Below are 21622 nucleotides of genomic sequence, written 5' to 3'. Positions count from 1 at the left end.
CGGCGGGCGCAGCGGCGCGTGGAAGCGCTGATCGAGGCGCTGCCCTATTATATCGACGCGGTGCGGCAGATGCAGGCGGTCGGCAATTCGCTGGCGCAGGCGCTGGACCGGGCGCTGGCCGACGCGCCCGCCGTGGTGCGGAGCTATATCGCGCCGGTCGCAAGGCGGCTGGAACTGGGCGCGCCGGTGGCCGATGCGATGCAGGTGCTGGCGGAGCGGCTGCGCGTTCCTGAAATATCGATGCTGGCCGCCGCGATCCGCACGAACATGCGCTATGGCGGGTCGATTTCGGCGGTGCTGCTGAACCTAGCGAACATCCTGCGCGAGCGCATCCGCATCAAGCGCGAGCTGAAGGCCGCCATTTCCGAAGCGAAGATCAGCGGCCGGGTGCTGATCGTCATGCCGCTGGTGGCGATGGCCGTGCTGGTGGCGATGAACCCCGATTATATAGACTTCTTCCTGCGCGATCCGCGTGGGCATCGGCTGGCGGTGATCGCGCTGGTCTTGCAGGGCATGGGCATGCTGGTGATGCGGCGGGTGATGAGGCTGGCCTTCTGATGGGGGCGCTGTTCCTCCTTTGCGCGGCGCTGGGCGTCGCCTGCGCCGCGATGGGCATGCGGATGCTGCTGGCCGACCGGCGGCTGGAGGCGCGGCTGGGCATGGCGGGCGACCGGCCGGGCTTCCGCCTGCCCGTGGCCTTCGCGGCGCGGGGGCGGGATCGGTCGGAAATTGCCGACAGGCTGATGCTGGCGGGGTTCCAGGATGCGCGGGCGGCGGACAGGTTCGTCTGGGCGCGCATGGCGGCGACGGTCGGCGCGGGGCTGGCGGCGATGCTGGTTTCGCGGATCGGCTGGGGCGGATTCCTTGCCCAGCCCTTGTTGGTCGTCATCGTCACGGGCCTGACCTATGTCGGGGCGAAGCAGGCGATCCATCTGCTCGCGGCGCGGCGGGCGCGGGCGATCATGGCGGAATTTCCCTTCCTGCTGGACCTGATGCTGATGATGCTGGAAAGCGGCATCTCGCTGGACCAGTGCTTCCGCTCGATTGCGCGGGACGAGACCATTGCGGTGCCGCATCATGCGCGGCTGATCGCGATGCTGGTCGCCGATCTCGACCGTGGCATGCGCTATGAGCAGGCGCTGGACCGCTGGGCGGCGCGGGTGGCGGTGAACGGGGCGAAGGAACTGGCGGCGCTGTTCCGCCAGGCGCTGTTCCAGGGGGTCGAGCTGGCCCCTGCCCTGCGCGAATTCGTGCGGGAGTTCACCCAGCGCCGCGTCGCCAATGCGCGGGAGGCGATGGGCGGCATCACCGTGCGCATGGTTGTGCTGATGATCCTGTTCTTCATGCCCGCCCTGTTCGTGGTGCTGGGCGGGCCGCCGGTGGTGGCGATCTTCGATACTTTGCGGGGGGTGTCGCAATGAGGCGGTTGATGCTGGCGGCGATGCTGATGGCGGCAACGCCGGGGCAAGCGGAGGAAGCGCCGGACACGCGCGGGCTGTATCTGCAACTCATCCACCAGGCGCGGGCCGATGGGCGGCCACGGGCGGCGCTGGCCTATCTCGACGATTTCGAACGGCGCTATCCCGGCGATGCCGAGGCGCGGCTGTTGCGGGTCAACAGCCTGATCGACCTCAAGCAGATCGACGCTGCGGAAGCGGTGGTCCTGCCGCCCGAAACGGCGAGCGGCGGGGTCAGCGCGGTGCGCGGGCATCTGCTGGCGGCGCGGGGGCGATGGGACGAGGCGGCAGCCTGTTACGAGCGGGCGAGCCGGGCGAGTCCGGCCGATCCGCTGCCGCGCAATGCGCTTGGCTATGCGCTGTTGCGGGCCGGGCGGGTCGGCGCGGCGATAGAGGCGTTGCGCGGGGCTAGCGATCTGGCGCCCCAACTGGCGGTGGTGCGCAACAACCTGCTGCTGGCGCTGATCATGGGCGGGCGGCGCGACGAGGCGGAGGCCGGGCTGCGCCGGGCGGGAGACGGGGCGCTGCGGCAGAAGCTGGCGGCGGAAGCGGCGCGGATCGGCAAGGGAGGCTGAGATGGTGGTGCTGTTGCTGATGGCGGCTGCGCCCGCGCCGGTGCCGGTGCCGGTGGGCGAAGGGCGGCGGGTGGTGGAGGCGCAGTTGAAGGCCCCGGTGCGCGAGAATGCCGAACTGTCGGCGGAGGAGGCCGCGGTCATTCGGCAGCGCTATCTGGAGTCCATCGGCCGGCGGGTCGAGCGGGCGGTGGATGGGGCGCGATGATCCGATCCAGGCGCCCCGTGTTTCGTCGGGCCTGGCTTCGCCCGCTGCTTGGCGACCGATCCGCCGCAGTCGCGCCGATGATCGCCGCACTGGGAGCGGTGTTGATCGGCGCGGCGGGATTCGCGCTGGATGGCGGGCTTTATTATGTCGGCCAGCGCAATCTGCGGGCGGCGACCGATGCGGCCGCGCTGGCCGCCGCGCAGAATCCGGCGCAGGCGGCGGCGCGGGCGCGGGACAGCCTGAGCCGCAACGGATATGATCCGGCCATTCTCCGATCGGTCGAACTGGGCCGCTATTGCGCCGATGCGGGGTTGGGCGCCGCGCAGCGCTTCGACGCCAGCATGGCGCTTTGTCCGGGCAATGGGCAGGTCAATGCCGTGCGCATCCGCACCGGGAAGCCGGCGCGGCAGTTCCTGCTGCGCGTGCTGGGTCCGGCCAATCCCCTGCCCGACCTGTCGGCCAGCGCCACGGCGGCCCGCATTGACGAGGCGGGGATCGGCATCAGTTCCGGCGTGCTGACCGTCACAAATGCGCTGGTGAACAGCGTCAACGACCTGCTGGGCGCGCTGCTGGGCATCGAGCTGCGCCTCTCCGCCGCCGATGTCGAGGCGCTGATGGCGAGCAATGTCGATGCCGGCCTGTTCTTCGATGCGCTGGCGCAGCGGGTCGGGGAGAGCGGCACCTATGGCGCGCTCACCGCCCGCACCGTGGGACTTCGGGACTTGCTCGCCGCCGCCGCCAGCGCGGCCGACGACAGCGCGACCGCCGCGACCTTGAGCCTGCTCGCCGGGCAGGTCGGCAATGGTTATGCCGTGCCGCTCAACGGCCTCTTCGGCCTTGGCGTGTGGAAGAACATGCCGGTCGGCGGGGCGGACGAGAAACCGGCCCTGCGCGCCGGGATCAATGCCTATCAGCTCTTTTCCTACGCCGTGCAGGCCGGCAATGGCGCGGTCGACCTGTCGGACGCGATCGGCACCGTGGCGCCGGGCAGCAGCGTCCTGCTGGCGGCGATGGCGACCGGGCCGATGGACCGGCCCCGCTTCTCCTTCGGTCCGGCGGGGGAGACCAGCGTTTCCACGTCCGCCTTGCGGCTGCAACTGGATGTCGGGATCAGGAATGTCAGCCTGCTGGGCGTTCCGCTGATCGTCGTCAACCTGCCGGTCACGATCGACATTGCGGCGGCGCAGGGGCAGGTCAGCGCCATCGACTGCCCCGACACGGCCGAACAGGCGCGCGACACGCGGGTGACGGTGCAGGCCGGCAGCGGCCTCGTCAACGCCTATATCGGCGCCTTGCCCGCCGGCGCCATGACGCGGCCGATGCCGCCCTTGTCCGCCGCCGACGTGCGTTCGGTCCGGATCGTCAATGTGCTGGGCGTCGTCACGGTGGACAGCCGCGCGGTGGCGCAGCCGGTCATGGGCGCGAGTGGCGCCCTCGTCTTCGGCCCCGGCGGGCAGGGCAGCATAGGCCGTCCCGGATCGCCCGGCACGCCCGCCAGCATCGGCAATGGGGCGCAGGTCGGGCCGCTGCTGACATCGCTGGTGGGCAGCCTGGGCGGACAGGACGGATTGCAGGTGACGTTGCTGGGATCATGCCTGCCGATCGTCTGCGATGCGACCAGGGCGCTCGCCCGGTCGCAATTGTCGAGCGCGGTGGTCAATCCGGTCGCCGGGCTGGTCGGCACCACCATCGATCCGCTGGTCACCGACCTGCTCGCCGCGCTGGGCGTCCAGCTTGGCCATGCGACGCTCTGGGCGACGGGCGCGCGCTGCGGGGTGCCGGTGCTGGTGTGAGTTTTCACGGCGGCGCGCGGTCCCCCCTCATCGTGCGCCGTTGGTCTTTTGCAGAGGGGATTGGAGGACAAGGATGAACAAGTTTTTAGGTTCGCTGATCGCGAAACTGGCGCGGGATGAAAAAGGCCTGACGGCGGTGGAATATGCCGTGCTGGGCGCGGTGGTGGTCGCCGCCATCGTCGCGGTCGGCGCCAATTTCCGCACGCAGCTCGGCACCGCCTTCACGACGATGTTCAACAGCGTCAATCCGGGCTGATCGCGATGCCGGCGCGGCGGCTGCGGACATGCGAGCGGGGGCTGGCGGCGCTGGAATTCGCGCTGCTGGCGCCTGCGCTGCTGATGCTGGTCTTCGCGGTCGTGCTCTATTCCTTCTACTTCGCCGCGCTGATGGGCGTGCGCCATGCCGCCGTCGAGGGCGCCCGCGCCGCCGTGGCGGGGCTTTCCACCACGGAACGCACGGCGCTGGCGCAGGGCCGGGCGCAGGCGGTGATCGGCGGCTATGGCACCCTGCTCGCGGCGGGGGGCGGGCCGGTCGTCACGGCGGGGCCTGATGCGACCGGCACCTTCCGGGTGCAGGTGAGCTATGAGATGAGCGGCAGTCCGATGATGCGTTACGCGACCTTCATCCCCATGCCCTCCCCCACGGTCAGCGCCAGCATCGTCGTCACGAACGGCAGCTATTGAAGGGGACGCCCCTAAACCTGTGTTAGCGGCCTTCCGCTTTGGTCCGCCGTTCAGGAACCGGAAGCGCGGTGCCGCGCTTGCATGGGAGTCACGCCCATGAGCAGAGGAGAATCCCATGTCCGTCATCGACAGGTTCGTCGCAGCCGTCACGCCGCCGGAATCGGAAGAGGACCGCGCCCGCGCAAGAGAAAAGGCGCGGGCGGCGGCCGGGGCGGGAGACTGGCTCGACCAGATCCTCCAGCATCACCAGCAGATCGAAATGGCCTTCAGCGAAGCGGAGGCGGCGATGGACGCGTCCAGCCGCACGCGCGCCCAGCGAAAGCTCGCCGCGCTGCTGACGGCTCATTCCAGCGCCGAGGAAGCGGTCATCTACCCGCAGCTTTCGCACGACCACAAGACGCATATGGCGATGGCCTATGAGGAGCAGCAGGCCGCCAAGGTCCAGCTCGCCCTGCTGGAAGCGCTCGATCCGCTGAGCGACGATTGGGGCGAAAAGCTGGAGCATATCAAGGGCGCGGTCGCCCATCATGTCTATGAAGAGGAAAATGACCGCTTCCTTCACCTGAAGGAGGAAATCCCGCCGGCGGATCAGGAACGGATGACCGCGCGCTATCAGGAGGAGATGGCGCGTTACGACAGCGGGCTTTAGGTTTCCAAGCCGACAAGATCATCGGCTGACTTGAAAAGGCGGTAAAACAAAGGCCTGAAGCGGCCGATCCGACTACATCGGATCGGCCGCTTCAATGTTGATCCTTTCCAGCTTGGTGAGTCACCCCGCCGAAGGGCGGGGCTGCGCGGCGGCGGCGAGGTGGGCGGGCACGGTGCGGATGGCGGGGGCCTTCGTCATCCGGCGATAGGTCGCCAGCGCCTGTCCCACCACCTGGTCCATGTTGTAATAGCGGTAGGTGGCGAGCCGCCCGACGAAGGTGACGTCGGTCTGCGCCATCGCCAGCGCTTCATAGCGTTTGAAGAGTTGCTGGTTTTCCGGCCGGGGGATCGGATAATAGGGGTCGCCCTCCGCCGCCGGGAATTCATAGGTGATGCTGGTCCCCGGCACCTGCTGCCCGGTCAGGTGCTTATATTCGGTGATCCGGGTGTGCGGCACGTCGGGGGACGGATAGTTCACGACCGCCGCGGGCTGGTATCGGTCGACATCCAGGCTGACATGCCGGAACCTAAGCGAGCGGTAAGGCAGCTTGCCATAGCGATAGCCGAAATATTCGTCGATCGGGCCGGTGAACACCAGATGATCGTGCGGATAGGCGTCGCGCGCCTCGCAATAGTCGACCCCCAGCAATATGTCGATATTGGGATGGTCCAGCATCCGCTCGAACATGCGCGTATAGCCTTCGAGCGGCATCGCCTGGAACCTGTCGGTGAAATAGCGATCGTCTTTGCTGGTGCGCGTCGGCACGCGCGAGGTCACCGCCTTGTCCAGTTCCGACGGATCGAGACCCCATTGCTTGCGCGTATAGCCCTGGAAGAACTTTTCATAGAGTTCCCGTCCCACTGCCGAGATCACCACATCTTCGGAAGTGCGGACGACCGACACCGGCTCCGCCTGCGCGGCGAGGAAGGCAGCGGCATCCTCCTCCGTCGCCAGGTCCAGGCCATAGAGCATGTTGAGCGTGGTCCGGTTGATCGGCATCGGCACCAGCAGGTCGTCCACCGCCGCCAGCACGCGATGTTCATAGGGCCGCCATCGGGTGAAGCGGGAGAGATAGTCGAATATCTCCTGCGAATTGGTGTGGAAGATGTGCGGGCCATAGCGGTGGATGAGGACTCCGGCATCGTCCAGCTCGTCATAGGCATTGCCGCCGACATGCGGGCGGCGGTCGACCAGCAGCACCTTCCTGCCGCCGTCGGCGGCCAGCCTTTCGGCCATGACGGCGCCCGCGAAGCCCGCCCCGACGACCATCGCGTCATAATGCCGCGACGGGCCGCTTTTCCAACTGGTGGGCGACACGATGGGATGGGCATGGGCGCCGCGCGAGATCGCTTCCCTGATAAGGCGGCTCATCTGCTGGAAACTCTTGTCCCAGGACATGCCGGCCAGCACCTTGTCCGCCTCCGCCAGCCAGTCGCCGCCGGAGCGGGAAAGGGCCAGCGCCGCATCGCAGGCGCGGATGAAGGCTTCGCCGCGCTCCGCGATCCGCACCGCCTCGATCTGTCCGTAATGGCGGATGACATCGGCGATGGGCGTCGACACGACCGGCTTTCCGGCCGCCAGATATTCGGGCGTCTTCGTCGGGCTGATGAAGCGCGTCGCGTCGTTGATGGCGAACGGCATCAGCGCCACGTCCCAGTCCGCGACGCAGCCGGGCAGGTCGTCATAGGAACGGCCGCCCAGGAAATGGAGATTGGGCCGGCGCGGCAGGTCCGCCTCGCCGATCTTCACGACCGGGCCGACGATCTCCAGATCCCAGCCGGGGCGCGCATCGGCCAGCGCCGCCAGCAGTTCGACATCCATCCTCTCGTCGACGACGCCGTAGAAGCCCAGGCGCGGGCGGGCGTCATCCGGACGCCGGATCGGAGCAGAGCGGGCCTGGGCGAAATGCGCGGCATCGACGCTGGAGGGAAAGGGATAGACATGGCCATGCCGGTCCTTCTTCGCCTCATAAAGGCTGTAGCCGCCGGTGAACACCAGGTCGGCCTGGGACAGCAGGCGCTGTTCCAGCGGCAGCAGTTCGGGCGGCGCGCCCTTGAAATTGGCCAGCTCGTCCATGCAGTCGTAGACGATGCAGTCAGCCATGACATGTTCCGAAAAGGGCAGCATCATGGGGGTGTAGTACCAGCGCACGAACGGGCCGGATTCGCCCGTCAGGAACAGGTCGAGCAGGCGCTTCGAATTCTCGCCATCCTCTTCCCGCGCCCCGTCGGCCGGCAGGTGCGGCGTTATGACGATGACACCGCTGGTGGCGCAGACGTCGATATGCAGGTCCGGCTCCGGCAGGCCTTCGACAAGGCAGGGTTCTTCCCAGAAGAGGACGCGGGATTGGGCGGCGAAGCGACTCATCAGATGCTGGGGACGCTGAAAGACGAATTTCCACCGCAAATGACTGAAGCAGAGAATGGTATGCGCGCCGTTCGACGGAATTGATCCAGATTCATGCCAAGGGGAAGACTGGGTCTGGACCATATTACGCAACCTTTCTGCGGTGTGAACATTGGTCAAACCACGACGGCGAACGGTCCGTTCCTTGTCCTCTATTGATCCAGGTTGCTGGGATGTCGCAATTCTCCGCTTTTCACTTGATCGAAGTTCAACGAGCCAAATAATCGACCGATCATCGCGCCCGCCATTGCAACGGAGGACCGGAATGACCATGCAGCCGCAGCTATGGGGTGGTCTGGAATGCACCGTGAACCGCGTCCACGACCGTTACCAGGACCAGGTCCGGGCGACCGGGCATCAGGACCGGGCGGAAGACCTGGACCGGCTGGCGACGCTGGGCATCCGGGCGATCCGCTATCCCGTCCTGTGGGAGAGGGTCAGCCCGCGCCATCCGGACGAGCGCGACTGGCAATGGACCGACGAACGGCTGGGGCGGCTGCGCGACCTTGACATCCGCGTCATCGCCGGGCTGGTCCATCATGGCAGCGGCCCGGCCTATAGCGGCCTGCTGGAAGAGGGTTTCGCAGCCGGGCTGGCGCGTCATGCAGGGGCGGCGGCGGAGCGCTATCCGTGGATCGCCGACTGGACGCCGGTCAACGAGCCGCTGACCACCGCCCGCTTTTCCGCCCTGTACGGCCATTGGTATCCGCATCATCGGTCCGAACCGTCCTTCTGGCTGGCGCTGCTGAACCAGATCGACGCCGTTCGCCTGTCGATGCGGGCGATCCGGCGGGTCAATCCCGCCGCGCGGCTGATCCAGACCGACGATCTGGGCCGCAGCTACGCCACCGCCTCCCTTCGCGAACAGGCGGGGTTCGACAATCTGCGCCGCTGGGCGAGTTGGGATCTGCTCTGCGGCATGATGACGCGCGAGCATCCGCTGTGGGAGCGCCTTTCGGGCTTCGGCTTTCAGGACAGGCTGCGCGCCATCGCCGACGATCCCTGTCCGCCGGACATCATCGGCATCAACCATTATCTGACGAGCGACCGCTTCCTCGACCACCGGCTCCACCGCTATCCCGCGCATAGCCATGGCGGCAGCGACACGCAGCTCTATGCCGATGTGGAGGCCATCCGCGTGCTGGAGCCGCCGCCCCAGGGGCTGGAGGGTGCGCTGCGCGAGGCATGGGCGCGTTATGGGCGGCCGCTGGCCGTCACCGAGGTCCATAATGGCTGCACGCGGGAGGAGCAGTTGCGCTGGATCGCGCAGGCCTGGGACGTCGCGAGCCGATTGTGCGCCGAGGGGATAAAGGTCGAGGCCGTCACCCTCTGGTCGTTGCTGGGCAGTTCGGGGTGGAACAACCTGCTGACGCAGCCGGGCCATTATGAGCCGGGCCTGTGGGATGTCAGCAACGGAACGCCGCGCGCCACGGCCCTGCTGCCGCTGGCGCAGGCGCTGGCCCGCGGGGGTGAGCGCCCGATGCTGGCGGATGGCGCGGGCTGGTGGCAGCGCGCCGTGCGGATCGTCCATCCGGGCGTGGCCCGCCCCGCATCGATGAAGGCGCATCTGGCCGGGCGTTCGCATAACTCTGCGGCCCGTCGTTGTTCGGACCATCTCTCTTCGGTCCGCCCGCTGCTGATATGCGGCGCGACGGGAACGTTGGGCCGGGCGATGGCGCGGGCCTGCGCGCTGCGGAACATTCCCTTCATCCTGACATCGCGGGCGGAACTGGACCTGACGGCGCCGGAGACGGTCGCCGCCGCGCTCGACCGCATCGCGCCCTGGGCGGTCGTCAACGCCGCCGGCTGGGTCCGGGTGGACGAGGCGGAAGCGGCGCGGGACGCCTGCCTGACCGCCAATGCGCGGGGAGCCGTGGCGCTGGCGAAGGCGTGCGGGGATCGCGGCGTCGCGTCGCTTTCCTTCTCCAGCGATCTCGTCTTCGACGGGCAGAAGGGCGCGCCCTATGTCGAGGACGATCCGGTCGCGCCGCGCAACTGCTATGGCCTCAGCAAGGCGGAGATGGAAGAAGGGATCGCCGCGCTGGGCGCCCCTCACCCGTCCGGTCGCCACCTGATCATCCGCACCGCCGCCTTCTTCTCGCCCCATGACGATCATAATTTCGCGGTCGCCGTGGTGCGGTCGCTGAGCCGCGGGGAGACCATATTGGCGGCAGAGGACCTGATCGTGACGCCCACCTATGTGCCGCATCTGGTCGCGACGTCGCTGGACCTGCTGATCGACGGCGAGGCCGGGCCATGGCACCTGACCAATGGCGAGGCGCTGTCCTGGGCCGATTTCGCGCGCCGGATCGCGATGAGCTGCGGCTGCGACCCCTCGCGCATCCGGGGCGTTCCCCACCGGACGCTGGGCTGGACGGCGGAGCGGCCCGCCAATGCCGCGCTGGCAAGCCGCCGGGGGGCGCCGCTGCATTCGCTTGCCATGGCCATCGATCATTTCGCGGCGCATCTGCCAGGGGAGATGATCCGGCAGGCGGCATAAGACCATATCCGGCCTGGCGATTATGCTCGTTTCGCCGTGGTATTTATTTCGACTTCATAACCAAAGGGCGGTTTGGCGTAATATAACGTAAGTGTAATGAAGAAGCGCTATAACATCTTCTCAAAAGATCGAAATTTCCCCTTACTCAGATCATATTAATCTTCTTGCCCTATAGCTGAGCGATGTTAATGGCCGCCTTCAGGGCGGCAATAGAAGCGGGTCTTGAGCGGGCATATGGGCAATCGTTGGACGCCGGAAGCGGCGCATCGCTGGTTCGCGCGGCAACCATGGCTGGTCGGGTGCAATTTCACGCCCTCCAACGCCATCAATCAACTGGAAATGTGGCAGGCGGGCAGCTTCGACCTTGCCACCATCGACCGCGAGCTGGAACTGGCGGCCTCGGTGGGGATGAACAGCGTCAGGGTCTATCTGCACGACCTGCTGTGGCTGGACGACGCCGCGGCCTTCCTGGCGCGCATTGATGCCTTCCTCGCGGTGGCGGACCGTCATGGCATCCGCACCATGCTGGTGCTGTTCGATTCCTGCTGGCATCCCGAACCGGCGCTGGGGCCACAGCCCCAGCCGCGCGAGGGGGTTCACAACAGCGGCTGGGTCCAGTCTCCAGGCGTCGCCGTGCTCCGGAATCCGGACGAGCATGCGCGGCTGGAGGATTATGTGCGGGGCGTGGTCGGCCGCTTCGGACAGGACCGGCGCGTGCTGGCCTGGGACATCTGGAACGAGCCCGACAATGGGCCGGAGGTCGCGCTGTGCGACCCGGCGGCGCTCAAGGCGAAGGCCGATCTGGTCGTGCCGCTGCTGGTCGAGGCGTTCGGCTGGGCGCGGGCCATGCAGCCGATGCAGCCGCTGACCAGCGGCATCTGGCTGGGCGACTGGTCGGCGCCCGACCTGCTCAGTCCGATCCAGCAGGCGCAGACGTCGCATTCCGACGTCATCTCCTTCCACAATTACGGCATTGCGGAGGATTTCGCCCAGCGCGTCAAATGGCTGAAGACCATGGGCCGTCCGCTGCTCTGCACCGAATATATGGCGCGCCCGGCGGGCAGCACCTTCCAGGCGATCCTGCCCATCGCGAAGGAGGAGCAGGTCGGCACCTTCTGCTGGGGCCTGGTGAAGGGGAAGACGCAGACCCACCTGCCATGGGACAAATGGGAAAACCCCAATCTGGAGGGGCTGAAGGAAAAATGGTTCCACGATATTTTCGATGCGGACGGCACGCCGCATGACGAAAGCGAAGTGGCCTTCCTGCGGCTCATCAACCGGCTGGACGAAATGACCGCCTGAACGGATTTTCTCCGGGCGGAGGGGCGATGCTGCCTCGCGCCGAGGCAAAGTGTTTCCCGCGACGGAACGTCATCGAAGCGCAACCTGTTCCTGCGCGCGCAGGAACAGGTCAAATTCAGCTGGCGTTCCGATCCACTTTGCGCAGCGCGTCCAGTATCTCGTCGATGGGGATCGGCCGCTTGTGGCGGGGCGGGCGCCTGACGGCGGGATTGCCCTCCACGGCATTGGCGTCCGAAGCCCAGGATGCAAGGATGGCGCGCTTCACCTCAGGTTCCAACTGGGGATGATGGGCCACTTCGAAGGGGCCTTGAAAATGGGAGAGAGACATGGGCTTGCCTCCTTTCTTCCAATCCTCTCTTCCTTCCGGCGGTGACCGCCAGGCGCCAAATTAAGGGCGGGAAAGCATCCATTCAAGGTCGTTTTTCAGCTAGGCCGGCTCTCCTCATCGCCGATTTGGTTTCCGCCGGGGCAGCGCCGCACCCGCCGGATTGACTGGCCAGCCGCCACGTCATACCCACAGCGGATCGGCATTCCCACCGGCATGGCCGGGGCAGCCAGACTGCGCACCGGACAACCGGCCGCATCCATTCCGATCATCAGAGTGCAGGAAGGTGCAGGCAGGACAGCCATGGCGGACGGACGGACCATGAATGGGGTGGATCGGCGCGGCCTTATCGCCGCCATGGCGGGGGCGCTGTTGCCGGTATCCGGCTGGGCGCGGACCCGTGGCGGCTACGCCGCCCTGCCCTTCGACAATGGCGAGCGGCCCCTGGTCCGCTATCCGCAGAAGCGAGCGCTCATCGGTCTCACCACCCGCCCGCCGCAGCTTGAAACGCCGCTGGCCCTGTTCGACGGGCCGATCACGCCCAATGACGCCTTCTTCGTGCGCTATCATCTTTCGGATTTGCCGCTCGACATCGATGCGCGGCGGTTCCGGCTGGCGCTGGGCGGTCATGTCGAGCGGCCGCTGTCCCTTTCGCTCGCGGAACTGAAGCGCGACTTTCCCGTGCAGGAGATCGTCGCGGTCAACCAATGTTCCGGCAATGGGCGCGGCTTTTTCGAGCCGCGTGTCGGGGGCGGGCAACTGGGCAATGGCGCGATGGGCAATGCCCGCTGGCGCGGCGTTCCGCTTCGCGCGCTGCTGGACCGCGCGGGGGTGCGCGCCGGGGCGCGGCAGGTCACGTTCAACGGACTCGACAATCCCCAGGCCGACGGCATTCCCGACTTCGTCAAGGCGCTGGACGTCGACCATGCCCGCGACGGCGAGGTGATGGTCGCCTGGGCGATGAACGGGGCGGACCTGCCCTTTCTCAACGGCTATCCGTTGCGTCTGGTCGTGCCCGGCCATTACGGCACCTATTGGATCAAGCATCTGCATGAGATCAACGTCGTGGACGCGGCCTATGACGGCTATTGGATGAAGACCGCCTATCGCATTCCCGACAATGATTGCGCCTGCGTCGCGCCCGGCGGCAAGCCGAACAGGACGCGGCCCATCGGCCGGCTCAACATCCGGTCCTTCCTCACCAGCCATATGTCCGGGGCGCAGGTGGCCGCGGGCAAGCTGACAGTCCTGTCCGGCATCGCGTTCGACGGCGGATCGGGGATTGCGCGGGTCGACATCTCCACCGACGGGGGCGCAAGCTGGCGGCAGGCTGAACTTGGCGAGGATCTGGGCCGCTACAGCTTCCGGGCATGGCGGTCGGCGCAGAGCCTGGCGCCCGGCCGCCACCGCATCCTCGTCCGCGCGACGGGCCGGTCGGGAGAGGTCCAGCCGCTCGACCCACTCTGGCAGCCCGCCGGCTATATGCGCAATGTCGTCGAAGCCGTGGAGGTCGTCGCCCTGTGAAAGCGCTGCTGCCCATCGCCCTTCTCGCCGCGAGCGGCGCGGCTGCCGCGGGCTATCGCCTGCCCGACGAACGACCCATTGTCCTGCCGCCCGGCGATGGCGCGGAACTGACGACGGCGATCTGCTCCGCCTGCCATTCGCTGGACTATGTCACCACTCAGCCACGCGGCAAGGGGACGCAATTCTGGCAGGATAGCGTCGGCAAGATGATCAAGGTCTATGGCGCGCCGATCGAGCCTGCCGATGCCGAACGGATCGCCGCCTATCTGGCCGCCACTTATGGGCGAAAGGAGGCCGCCGGGCCTTCATAGGGGCGCTGGCATCAGTGGTCGCGGGCTTTTTGCGTATACGCAAAGTCGCCTGTTGAGGCTCCGGAAGCGATCGCGGTCCTATGGCATGACCGGCGCGGCGCGGGCCGCGACGATGGTTTCGCGCAGCCGCGCCAGCAGTTCGTCCAGATCGGCATCCTCCGATATGTTGAGGTCGATGGTCAGGCCGCCGCTCCGACCGGGCCTGGCGCGGCCGATACGCGCCCCGCCCGCGATGATCGCCATGTCGCGCCCTTCCTCAACAGGCTGCGGCATGGCGGCCTCCCGCAGCCGGGCCAGCACCGTCGCGGGCGAAAGCATGCGGCCGCCCTCCCTCGCCAGCTCTTGTTGCTGTTCCCCGATGGATCGCGCTTCGGCAATGATGCGCGCCCGCTGGTCCGGACGGCGCAGCAGCGGCGTCAGGATTTCGGAATAGCGCACGCGCAACTCGTCCCGCGTGGCAAAGGCGTCCACCACCTCCTCAGGCAATTGCGCCAGGGCGAGCAGGCGGCTTAGCTGGCTGTTGGAAAGGGTGAGCGCCTCGGCCATGCGCGATTGCACCCCGCCATAGAAACGCTCGACCGCATGCTGATAGCTGCGCGCCCGGTCCAGTTCGCTGATGTCCGCCCGCTCGCGATTTTCGATGTCCGCCAGGCGGAAGGCTTCCTCGTCCGACAGGTCGACGACCAGGGCCGCCAGCCGCATTTCCGGCCGCCCATTATGGTTGAGCCAGTCCACAGCGAAACGGCGGCGGCTGCCGACCAGAAGCTGGTAGGGCCGGTCCGAACCCGGCGGATTGAGGCGCACGAGGACGGGGATGCGGTTCCCGCCTTCGCTGGCGATGGAATCGATCAGCGACCGGCAGCCGTCCGCCGTCAAACCCGGCTGGTCGCGCGGATTGCCGTCCCAGACCGAACATTCGTCCGGCTGGATCGAAATCGTGCCGCGCGATCCCGGCCCCTTGTCCGCGAAAGGCGCGAGCCGCTGGTCGAGGCGGCTCAGCTCCTCCTGATCGACCGGGCCTTTGCCGGCGGCGGGTTCATGGGAAAGGGTCGCCAATATGTCGCGGATGAAGCGGGCCATGGATCACTTCCTTTGCGTGAGCAGGCTCACGCAATAGCGGGACAAGTATGATTGCGGCGCGAAATCCGGTTCGTTTCGGAGCAATCCCTTTTGCCTAGAAACGCCGTCCGACCGTGAGCGCCGCCGCATGAACATGGCGGTCGGAACTGAACTCGCCCGCATAGCCCAGGCGGAACGTGGTGCGGTTGTTCCAAGTCGCGCTGATCCCGGCATTCACCAGGCCCGCGTCACGCGCCAGCCGGGTGGGACGCAGCGTAAAGATGGGCAAGTCGCGGGTGGCGAAGCGCGCTTCGATCCGGCTGTCGGGGCGGCTGCGCAACTCGCGCTGCCATTGCGCCTCGACCGACGGGCGAAGGGTCCAGCCGCCTTGCGCCACATTGGCGGACAGGCGCGCGCCCAACGCGCCGCGAAGCGACTTGGTGCGGAAGGCGGCGACCTCCAGCGCGGCGGGTCCGCCATTTTCGACAAAGCCGCTGACGTCGGCATAGCGATAATGCAGGCCGGCGAAGGGCTGCATCCGAACCGGGCCTGCGCGCAGCATCGCGCCCGCCTCGCCGGAGGCGGCCCAACCCTCGCCGTCGACGGGCGCCACCATCCGCCCGGCGAAGCCCGCCCAGCCGATTTGGCGCCGCAGCTTATATTCGGAGAGCGTATAGGCCGCCGTCGCGTCGACATAGAAGCGGCCGTCACCATAGCTGGCATAGGAGCCGATCTGGCTGTTGAACTGGCTGATGCGAGGGCGCCGCGCCGGGTCGAGCCGGGCGTCGATGCCGTCGATGCCCAGGGTCGCGCCGACGATCAGGCCTGGCACGGGCTTCACATCCATGGCGAAGCGCAGCGACCGGCTGTCGGACTCCGCTTCAGGGCGGTCGACGCGGGCCTTATAGCTCGCCTGCTTTATTCCTCCGCTCAGCATCATGGTGATGGTGCGGTCGCCGCTGGCCGGAACATCGGCCGGCGCATCGATGGCGATGCTGCGCCGCTCGGCCAGCCAGGAGCGAATCTCCCGGTCGGCGGCGTCCATCGACTGGATCGACAGGCGGGGCAGCAGGGAATAGCTGCGCGGCGAGAGCTGGCCCAGCGCATCGGCCCGCGCCGCGGCCGTCGGCAGGGCGTCGATCGACGCGAGCATGGCCGCGCGGTCTACGTCGGGCGCGCGCCCCGCCGCGTCCAGCATCGTTCCCACCACGGTTTCGCCCGGCGTCACGGCATAGGGCGCGTAGGGACCGGCCATGGCGGGCTGGGCATTGAGGAGCAGCAAGGCCGCTGCGCCCTCAATCAGGCGGCGGATCGGAAAAAGGCGGTTCGGCAAGATGATATTCCCCTTATGATGAAGATTTTTGCGTGAACGCAAAGGCCAGCGGCCGGCGTTGGGGATCGGTTTGAGGAGGCAGTGCGCCCACTGCCTCCTCGCCCCCGCCCTACCCCCGGGGGCTATATGGGGGAGAGCATCGTGGCAGGCGGCCCGTCATGCATGAGGACCATGGCGGACCGCCACGCCGCGTCAGTTGCCGCCCCCCAGCAGCCCGCCCAGCAGGCCGGTCACAGGAGCCGTGGCGGAACCCGATCCGGTCGCCGGGGCCAGCCCGCCGTTCAACAGGCCGGTCACGGGGGCCAGGACATTGCCGGTGGCCCCCTCCCCTCCTCCCAGCAAGCCGTCGACCAGGCCAGTCACGGGCGCGAGCGGGGAACCGCTCTCTCCTCCCGGCAGCGTGGGGGCGAGGCTGTTGACGGTGTCGAGCAGGGGCGCGGCCACGCTGTCGACCGTGCTGGTGACGGTCGCCACCACAGGGGCGACGGCGCTGACCACCTGGTTGACAGTCGTTTCGGCCTGCGGTCCCAGCAGGCCGCCGGCCAGATTGCCTACCGGCTGCAATCCCGCCTCCACGCCGGCGGCGGTCGTCGGCACGGTGACGTCGACCAGATTGCCCTGCGTCAGGACATCGACCGTCGCCAACTGTCCGGCAACCGCGCCGCCATCCGACGACAGCAGATTGACCCCGACCAGCGTGCCCGAAGTCGAGGCGCCGGTCAGGACATTGCCGCCGACATTCGCGCCGATCAGCGGCCCGCCCAAAGCGGCGGAAGGATCGCCCCCTATGCCGCCCAAGGCGCCGGTCAGGCCGCCCACCGCATTTTCGACCAGCCCCGTCACGGGGGCGAGGACGCCATTGCCGCCCACCAGCGGATCCGTGACGGGCGAGAGCGCTCCGTTGACCGTGTCCAGCAGCGGCGCGGCGAGCTGGCCGACCGTCGAGGTGACGGCCGCCACCGCGGGGGAGAGACCGTCGGTAAGCTGGGTCACGGCCTCCCCGGCCGGGGCGCCGAGCAGGCTGCCGGCGAGCGTGCCCACCGGCGCCAGCCCCTGCTGCACGCCCTGGGGCGTGGTCGGCAGGGCGACCTGCGCGACGGTGCCGTCGCCCGTCAGCAGATCGACGGTGGCCACGCTGCCGGTCGCCGGTGTGTCGCCCGGCAGGACGTTGACGCCAATCAGCGATCCGGGCCCCGTGGGTCCGACCAGCGGCTGATTGCCGATGGACGCCCCGATGATCGATCCGCCGCTGGTGGGGCCGGCCGGGCCGGTGGGACCAGTCGGACCGCCCGGGCCGGTGGGTCCGCCGGGGCCTGTCGGGCCAGCGGGTCCGGTGGGACCGCCTGGGCCGGTCGGGCCGCTTGGACCCGTAGGACCGGAGGGGCCGGTCGGACCCGCTGGGCCAGTGGGGCTGGTGGAACCGGCCGGGCCACCCGGACCCGTGGGGCCGCTTGGGCCAGTGGGACCGGACGGTCCGGTCGGGCTGGTCGGGCCAGTGGGACTTGTCGGACCTGTCGGGCCGCTGGGACCGGAAGGAGACTGGCCGCCGCCTGCCCCTATGTCGAAACCCACGCCGTCGGCGCAGGCGCTGAGCAAAAGAAGAGGTATCGCCGTGGCGCACAGCAGATAGCGCCGTCCCGACTGGACCGATCCATGAAGTGGCATTGCAAGACTCCCTGTTTTCCTGCGAGCAGATCGCAACGGGAGCACGTTAAGCCGGGCAGTGCTTATCGCCGCGTCAAGAAGAAACCAGTCTGGTCAGAACGGTTTACTTCACCCATCTTCGTCATAATTCGACACGCAAAAGCATGTCGCGGCCCGCGCAAAGTCGCGCAAGAGATAAGGCAATCCCGGTAACAACCGGCTTTACCTGGCTTCCCGACACTTGCTTGTCCGCAAAGCCGGGCCAGGGCCGCGCAAGTCGCCCTTGGCGGGATTCTTCCGATATGGCTCATTTTCGCGATCGAAGGCATCGGTCGCCGCTGCGATCGGCACGCATCCATCCTGCCCGCGCCCCATCGGCGCGGTTCCTTGCCAAGGGTGAGGATGGAGGATCGTGCCGTCAGGTGCGGCTCACCGCCATCTGGGCCCTTCGATCCAGCTCACCAGGCTGCGGCGGACGCCCTTGGTCACCGGCAGTACGCGATGCTGGAGGAAGGAGGGGAAGATCAGCATGCTGCCCCGCGACGCGAAATTCACGCCCGGTTGCTGAAGGCCGAAAAATTCGAAGGCGCCGCCCTCATATTCATCCGGGTCGGACAGTTGCACCACGACCGACAGCTTGCGATCGAAGGGACGGGAGGATTCCAGCCACACATCCTGATGCCAGTCATATTTGCCCTGCGCGCGGCCGTGATATTCGGTATATTGCAACTCAAAGGGGCCGGCGATGTCGATCCCGAAATTGGTGCGGTTGGAAGAATGGACGAACTGCATCAGCCGGTCGACAATGTCCTTGTCGCGATGGACATCCAGCCAGCTTATGGTGGACGATCGATAGGCATGATCGCTGCGCACTGCCTGCGCGAAGCCGACGGTCGCGCTTTCCGGCTGATAAAGCGCCGCGCGCTTGACGATGGCGTCGCATTCCGTCCCGGTCAGGGCCGCGGGCCATACCTCCCACACATTGTTCATTGTCTTGCTTCCCGCTTCTTTGTTTTTGCGTATCCGCAAAAGGACGGATCAAAATGCCCGCCCTACCCCGAAGAAGAATCGCGCCTTTCGGCTATGGCTCGGGTCGGGCCGCTTGACCGGCACGGCCACCTCAGCGCTGACCCGCCATTTGGGGCCAAGGCCCAGTCGCACTCCGCCCCCGGCCGATGCAAGGCTGTAGTCCCGCGCCACAAGGCGGTAGGCGGGCCGCGCCGTGCCATGCGCCAGCGCCCCGTCAAGCGCGACGAACAGCGCGCTCGCCTTCAGCAAGGGCGATCGGGCCGGCAGCGACCACGAAAGTTCCGCGCTGCCGGCAACGGCCTGTTCCGCCGTCAACGTTCCGGTGCGGAAGGCCATGCCGGCGCCCCGGCCGCCCAGCGGAAAGCGCTCCGTCACCGGAAGATCGTCCTTCGAATATTGGCCCTTGATCGACGTCCTGAGGCTGAGCTTGCCGCTGATCCCCTTCACCGCGACGGCCTGGGCATTGACCTTGGTGAAGCCGGTTTCGGAAAAGCCGGCAAAGGGCCTGGCGCCCAGGGCGTCGATCCCCTGGCTGACGACCGTGGAAATCGCATAGCCGTCCCGGGCGTCGGCGCGGGACCAGGAAGCGCCCAGGCGCAGCGCCCGCGACCGATAATCGCCGAAACGGATGTCGAGGAAATAATTGTCGCTGTCGATGCCGTCGAGGGACGCCGTGACGGACAGTTGGGACTTTGTCGACCGTAGCACGGGATAGCTGAGCGTCAGGCCGGCCAATGTCGCCTCACCCGTCGTCCTGCTGTCGCGCGAACGGGTCTCGACATGGGCGGCCTGCGCGGCCAGGGTCAGGCCGTTGCTGCCGATGGGGGTGGCGTGGCTGAGCGAATAATATTGATAGCGGTCGGGATTGAAGGGCAGGTAGCCGGCGATGCGCGTGCTGTCGCCTTCGCGGACGAGGCCGTTGACCGTGACCGACATCTGCGCCTGCACGCCCTGCACGACATTGCTGACCCCGCTATTGTCGATCGTCAGGCCGATCTGCACCTGCTTGCGCTTGACGATGAGGTCGATCAGCAGGTCGCCCGGCGCGCCCGACTGCCGCAGGCGGGCATCGACCGTCTGTCCCGGAATGTCGCGCAACAACGCCAATGTCCGTTCCAGGCTGCTCTTGCGCAGCGGCGCGTCCCGCATCAGCCGGCGCATATGCGCGGCGATCAGCCCGGCGGGCATGCTGGGCGACATGCCCGCAAGGCGATAATCCGTCACCCGCCCCTCGACCAGACGGATGGTCAGCACGCCACCGCTCGGCACCTGGGGCGGGATGGAGACGGAATAGAAGGCGATGTCGCTCCGCGCATAGGTCGCGCTGATCGCATTGGCGATGGCCTGGAGCGTCTCGCCCGTCAGCGGACGTCCGATATAGGGCGAGGCGGCGGCATCAAGCTGGCCCGTGGGCAGCGTCGTTCCGCTATAGCGCAGCCGCGTCAGCAAGGTCTGGCCTGCGGAGGAGGCCGCAGGCGCGACCTGGACCGACGGCGCAGGGCGCGGCGCGGCGACGGGCGGCGGCGCGATCCGCGGCTCGAGGCGGTCGGTACGGTCGCGATCGATGATCGGGGCCGCGCTCTGCTGGCCGGGCGCTGCGTCCTGCGCGGCCGCCGGGACCGCCAGCATCAGTCCCAGACCCGTTGCAACAGCCCATGCCGCGCCCCTGCGCCACCCCATCCCCGCCATGATCCGCCGCCACCTGCCCCACGCCATCCCGGCCGCCAATGGGCCGCTGCGCAGAAGGATGGGCCAAAACGACCCGACCTTCATCTGCAACCGGGACCGGATCGGTTATATCTGCAAGCCTTTGTAAAATATCCGCGCAGTGCCGAAGCCCCGCCTTGGCCGATCCGCCCAGGCCGGCATCGCCTGGCGCTCGACAATTGCGACCATTTTGGCGGAACGGACGCCCGCCCGGCCCTTGCGCCGGCCCGAACGCCTCCCCGCGCCGGGGAGATCAGAGTCGCGGCGGAGCGGAAATGCCCCCAAAGGCTCCCGGTCGGGCATGATTTCGGCGTCCCAAAGCGCCAATAAAGCGATTTTGCTGCCGATTTTCGCTGTTCGCCGGTCGCAAAGGGGCTGGTTGAGCACGAAGAGACAGGTTAAGACCATCCGTCCACGAAAGGGAGATCACCATGAACAATACTGAACTCGCCGAAGCATTGGCCGCCGATCATGGCCTGACCAAGGCCGATGCGCGCAAATATGTCGACGGCGTCTTTTCCGCCATCGCCGGCGCTGCCGCAAAGGGCGAGGAAGTGTCGCTGAACGGATTTGGCAAGTTCAAGGTCAAGGACCAGCCTGCTCGCGAAGGCCGCAACCCCTCGACCGGCGCCGTGATCCAGATCGCCGCTTCGAAGAAGCTGACCTTCACCCCGGCCAAGGCCGTGAAGGACCAGTTGAACGGCTGAAAATGGCCCCGGCGGCCGCACCTGGCCGCCGTCCCAATCTCCGCCGACACATGATCGGAAGGATCGGCCCGGATGAACGGGACGGCACCCCTCCCTTGATCGAATGGCGCGCCCCAGCCGAACGGGCGGGGTGCGCCATATTGGCAGGATCGATGCCTGCCCTCCCCCTCCCCATCTGATGCAGGTCCGCGATCTTTGCGCGGTTTAGACCGATCGTTATGGAGTGTTCTGCCGGGATGTCGGGAAGCCCTTTTCCGTTCTTCCCGCTGTGCTGCCGGATGAAACCGGCCGGATGGATTGCGTGAAACGCAATCACATCGCCGCGTTTCGCATTTGCCATTGCACGCCCGCCGCGCCAATTGGCGAGTGCCTTTCAGGCATCCTCTCCTAACTCATTGGGCCGGTCGAAAGA

20 protein-coding genes are annotated in these 21622 nt (G+C 67.4%); 13 read left to right on the top strand and 7 right to left on the bottom strand.

Annotated elements, in window-relative coordinates; genetic code table 11:
• The 8 genes from L286_RS25975 to L286_RS25940 all read left to right on the top strand — a co-directional run.
• Positions 1 to 558, top strand: a 558-nt coding sequence (locus L286_RS25975; RefSeq protein ID WP_021222932.1) for a type II secretion system F family protein, incomplete at its 5' end; no start/stop codon positions are given.
• Complete coding sequence (locus tag L286_RS25970) at positions 558 to 1421, top strand: type II secretion system F family protein (protein WP_020819618.1); 864 nt, start codon at positions 558 to 560, stop codon at positions 1419 to 1421. The genes L286_RS25975 and L286_RS25970, both read left to right, overlap by 1 nt.
• 8 nt (positions 1422 to 1429) lie before the next feature.
• Entirely contained in the window at positions 1430 to 2032 is a 603-nt protein-coding gene (locus L286_RS25965) for a tetratricopeptide repeat protein (protein WP_020819619.1), read from the top strand.
• A gap of 1 nt (position 2033) precedes the next feature.
• Positions 2034 to 2237 (top strand): hypothetical protein, encoded by a 204-nt coding sequence (locus L286_RS25960; RefSeq protein ID WP_020819620.1) that lies wholly within the window; start codon positions 2034 to 2036, stop codon positions 2235 to 2237.
• Complete coding sequence (locus tag L286_RS25955) at positions 2234 to 4030, top strand: TadG family pilus assembly protein (protein ID WP_020819621.1); 1797 nt, start codon at positions 2234 to 2236, stop codon at positions 4028 to 4030. The genes L286_RS25960 and L286_RS25955 overlap by 4 nt, the downstream gene beginning before the upstream one ends.
• A gap of 73 nt (positions 4031 to 4103) precedes the next feature.
• Complete coding sequence (locus L286_RS25950; protein ID WP_007684467.1) at positions 4104 to 4286, top strand: Flp family type IVb pilin; 183 nt, start codon at positions 4104 to 4106, stop codon at positions 4284 to 4286.
• Positions 4287 to 4291: 5 nt separating this feature from the next.
• Complete coding sequence (locus tag L286_RS25945) at positions 4292 to 4714, top strand: TadE/TadG family type IV pilus assembly protein (RefSeq protein ID WP_020819622.1); 423 nt, start codon at positions 4292 to 4294, stop codon at positions 4712 to 4714.
• Between the two features lie 115 nt (positions 4715 to 4829).
• Positions 4830 to 5363, top strand: coding sequence for a hemerythrin domain-containing protein (locus tag L286_RS25940; RefSeq protein WP_013053621.1), 534 nt, complete (start codon positions 4830 to 4832; stop codon positions 5361 to 5363).
• 120 nt (positions 5364 to 5483) lie between these two features.
• Here the strand turns inward: L286_RS25940 and glf are convergent, their stop codons facing one another.
• Entirely contained in the window at positions 5484 to 7730 is a 2247-nt protein-coding gene (gene glf / locus L286_RS25935) for a UDP-galactopyranose mutase (protein ID WP_020819623.1), read from the bottom strand.
• A gap of 304 nt (positions 7731 to 8034) precedes the next feature.
• On the opposite strand from glf, the gene L286_RS25930 reads away from it, so the two are divergent.
• Together L286_RS25930 and L286_RS25925 are read left to right on the top strand one after the other, a co-directional pair.
• Entirely contained in the window at positions 8035 to 10269 is a 2235-nt protein-coding gene (locus tag L286_RS25930) for a sugar nucleotide-binding protein (protein WP_020819624.1), read from the top strand.
• A 234-nt stretch (positions 10270 to 10503) separates the two neighbouring features.
• Entirely contained in the window at positions 10504 to 11571 is a 1068-nt protein-coding gene (locus tag L286_RS25925; RefSeq protein WP_007684472.1) for a cellulase family glycosylhydrolase, read from the top strand.
• Positions 11572 to 11686: 115 nt separating this feature from the next.
• Here L286_RS25925 and L286_RS0124075 read toward each other — a convergent pair whose 3' ends face one another.
• Complete coding sequence (locus L286_RS0124075) at positions 11687 to 11899, bottom strand: hypothetical protein (protein ID WP_020819625.1); 213 nt, start codon at positions 11897 to 11899, stop codon at positions 11687 to 11689.
• A 300-nt stretch (positions 11900 to 12199) separates the two neighbouring features.
• Between L286_RS0124075 and sorA the strand changes: the two genes are divergently transcribed.
• The gene (gene sorA, locus L286_RS25920; protein WP_020819626.1) at positions 12200 to 13420 is read left to right on the top strand and encodes a SorA family sulfite dehydrogenase catalytic subunit; all 1221 of its coding nucleotides are present in this window, start codon (positions 12200 to 12202) and stop codon (positions 13418 to 13420) included.
• A complete protein-coding gene (gene sorB / locus L286_RS25915) occupies positions 13417 to 13731 on the top strand; it encodes a SorB family sulfite dehydrogenase c-type cytochrome subunit (protein ID WP_020819627.1) in 315 nt (104 codons plus the stop codon). Before sorA ends, sorB begins: the two co-directional genes overlap by 4 nt.
• A 78-nt stretch (positions 13732 to 13809) precedes the next feature.
• On the opposite strand, the gene L286_RS25910 is transcribed toward sorB, so the two are convergent.
• The 5 genes from L286_RS25910 to L286_RS25900 form a co-directional block, all read right to left on the bottom strand.
• Positions 13810 to 14811 carry a ParB/RepB/Spo0J family partition protein gene (locus L286_RS25910; protein ID WP_020819628.1) on the bottom strand — a complete coding sequence of 334 codons (1002 nt, stop codon included), beginning with the start codon at positions 14809 to 14811 and terminating at the stop codon, positions 13810 to 13812.
• A 94-nt stretch (positions 14812 to 14905) separates the two neighbouring features.
• A complete protein-coding gene (locus L286_RS0124070) occupies positions 14906 to 16123 on the bottom strand; it encodes an autotransporter outer membrane beta-barrel domain-containing protein (RefSeq protein ID WP_025160847.1) in 1218 nt (405 codons plus the stop codon).
• Positions 16124 to 16315: 192 nt separating this feature from the next.
• Positions 16316 to 17788 (bottom strand): hypothetical protein, encoded by a 1473-nt coding sequence (locus tag L286_RS49145; RefSeq protein ID WP_031286334.1) that lies wholly within the window; start codon positions 17786 to 17788, stop codon positions 16316 to 16318.
• Positions 17789 to 18196: 408 nt separating this feature from the next.
• Complete coding sequence (locus L286_RS25905; RefSeq protein WP_020819631.1) at positions 18197 to 18757, bottom strand: 2OG-Fe(II) oxygenase; 561 nt, start codon at positions 18755 to 18757, stop codon at positions 18197 to 18199.
• 48 nt (positions 18758 to 18805) lie between these two features.
• Entirely contained in the window at positions 18806 to 20476 is a 1671-nt protein-coding gene (locus tag L286_RS25900; protein ID WP_031286335.1) for a ShlB/FhaC/HecB family hemolysin secretion/activation protein, read from the bottom strand.
• A 458-nt stretch (positions 20477 to 20934) separates the two neighbouring features.
• Here L286_RS25900 and L286_RS25890 point away from each other — a divergent pair, with 458 nt between their 5' ends.
• A complete protein-coding gene (locus tag L286_RS25890; protein ID WP_007684484.1) occupies positions 20935 to 21210 on the top strand; it encodes an HU family DNA-binding protein in 276 nt (91 codons plus the stop codon).
• The last annotated feature ends 412 nt before the right edge of the window (positions 21211 to 21622 follow it).

It is taken from the genome of Sphingobium sp. HDIP04 (genome assembly GCF_000445085.1).
Classification (GTDB): Bacteria; Pseudomonadota; Alphaproteobacteria; order Sphingomonadales; family Sphingomonadaceae; genus Sphingobium; species Sphingobium indicum.
The sequence above is the reverse complement of the archived record's forward strand: the minus strand, read 5'-3'. Positions and strand labels throughout refer to the sequence as shown.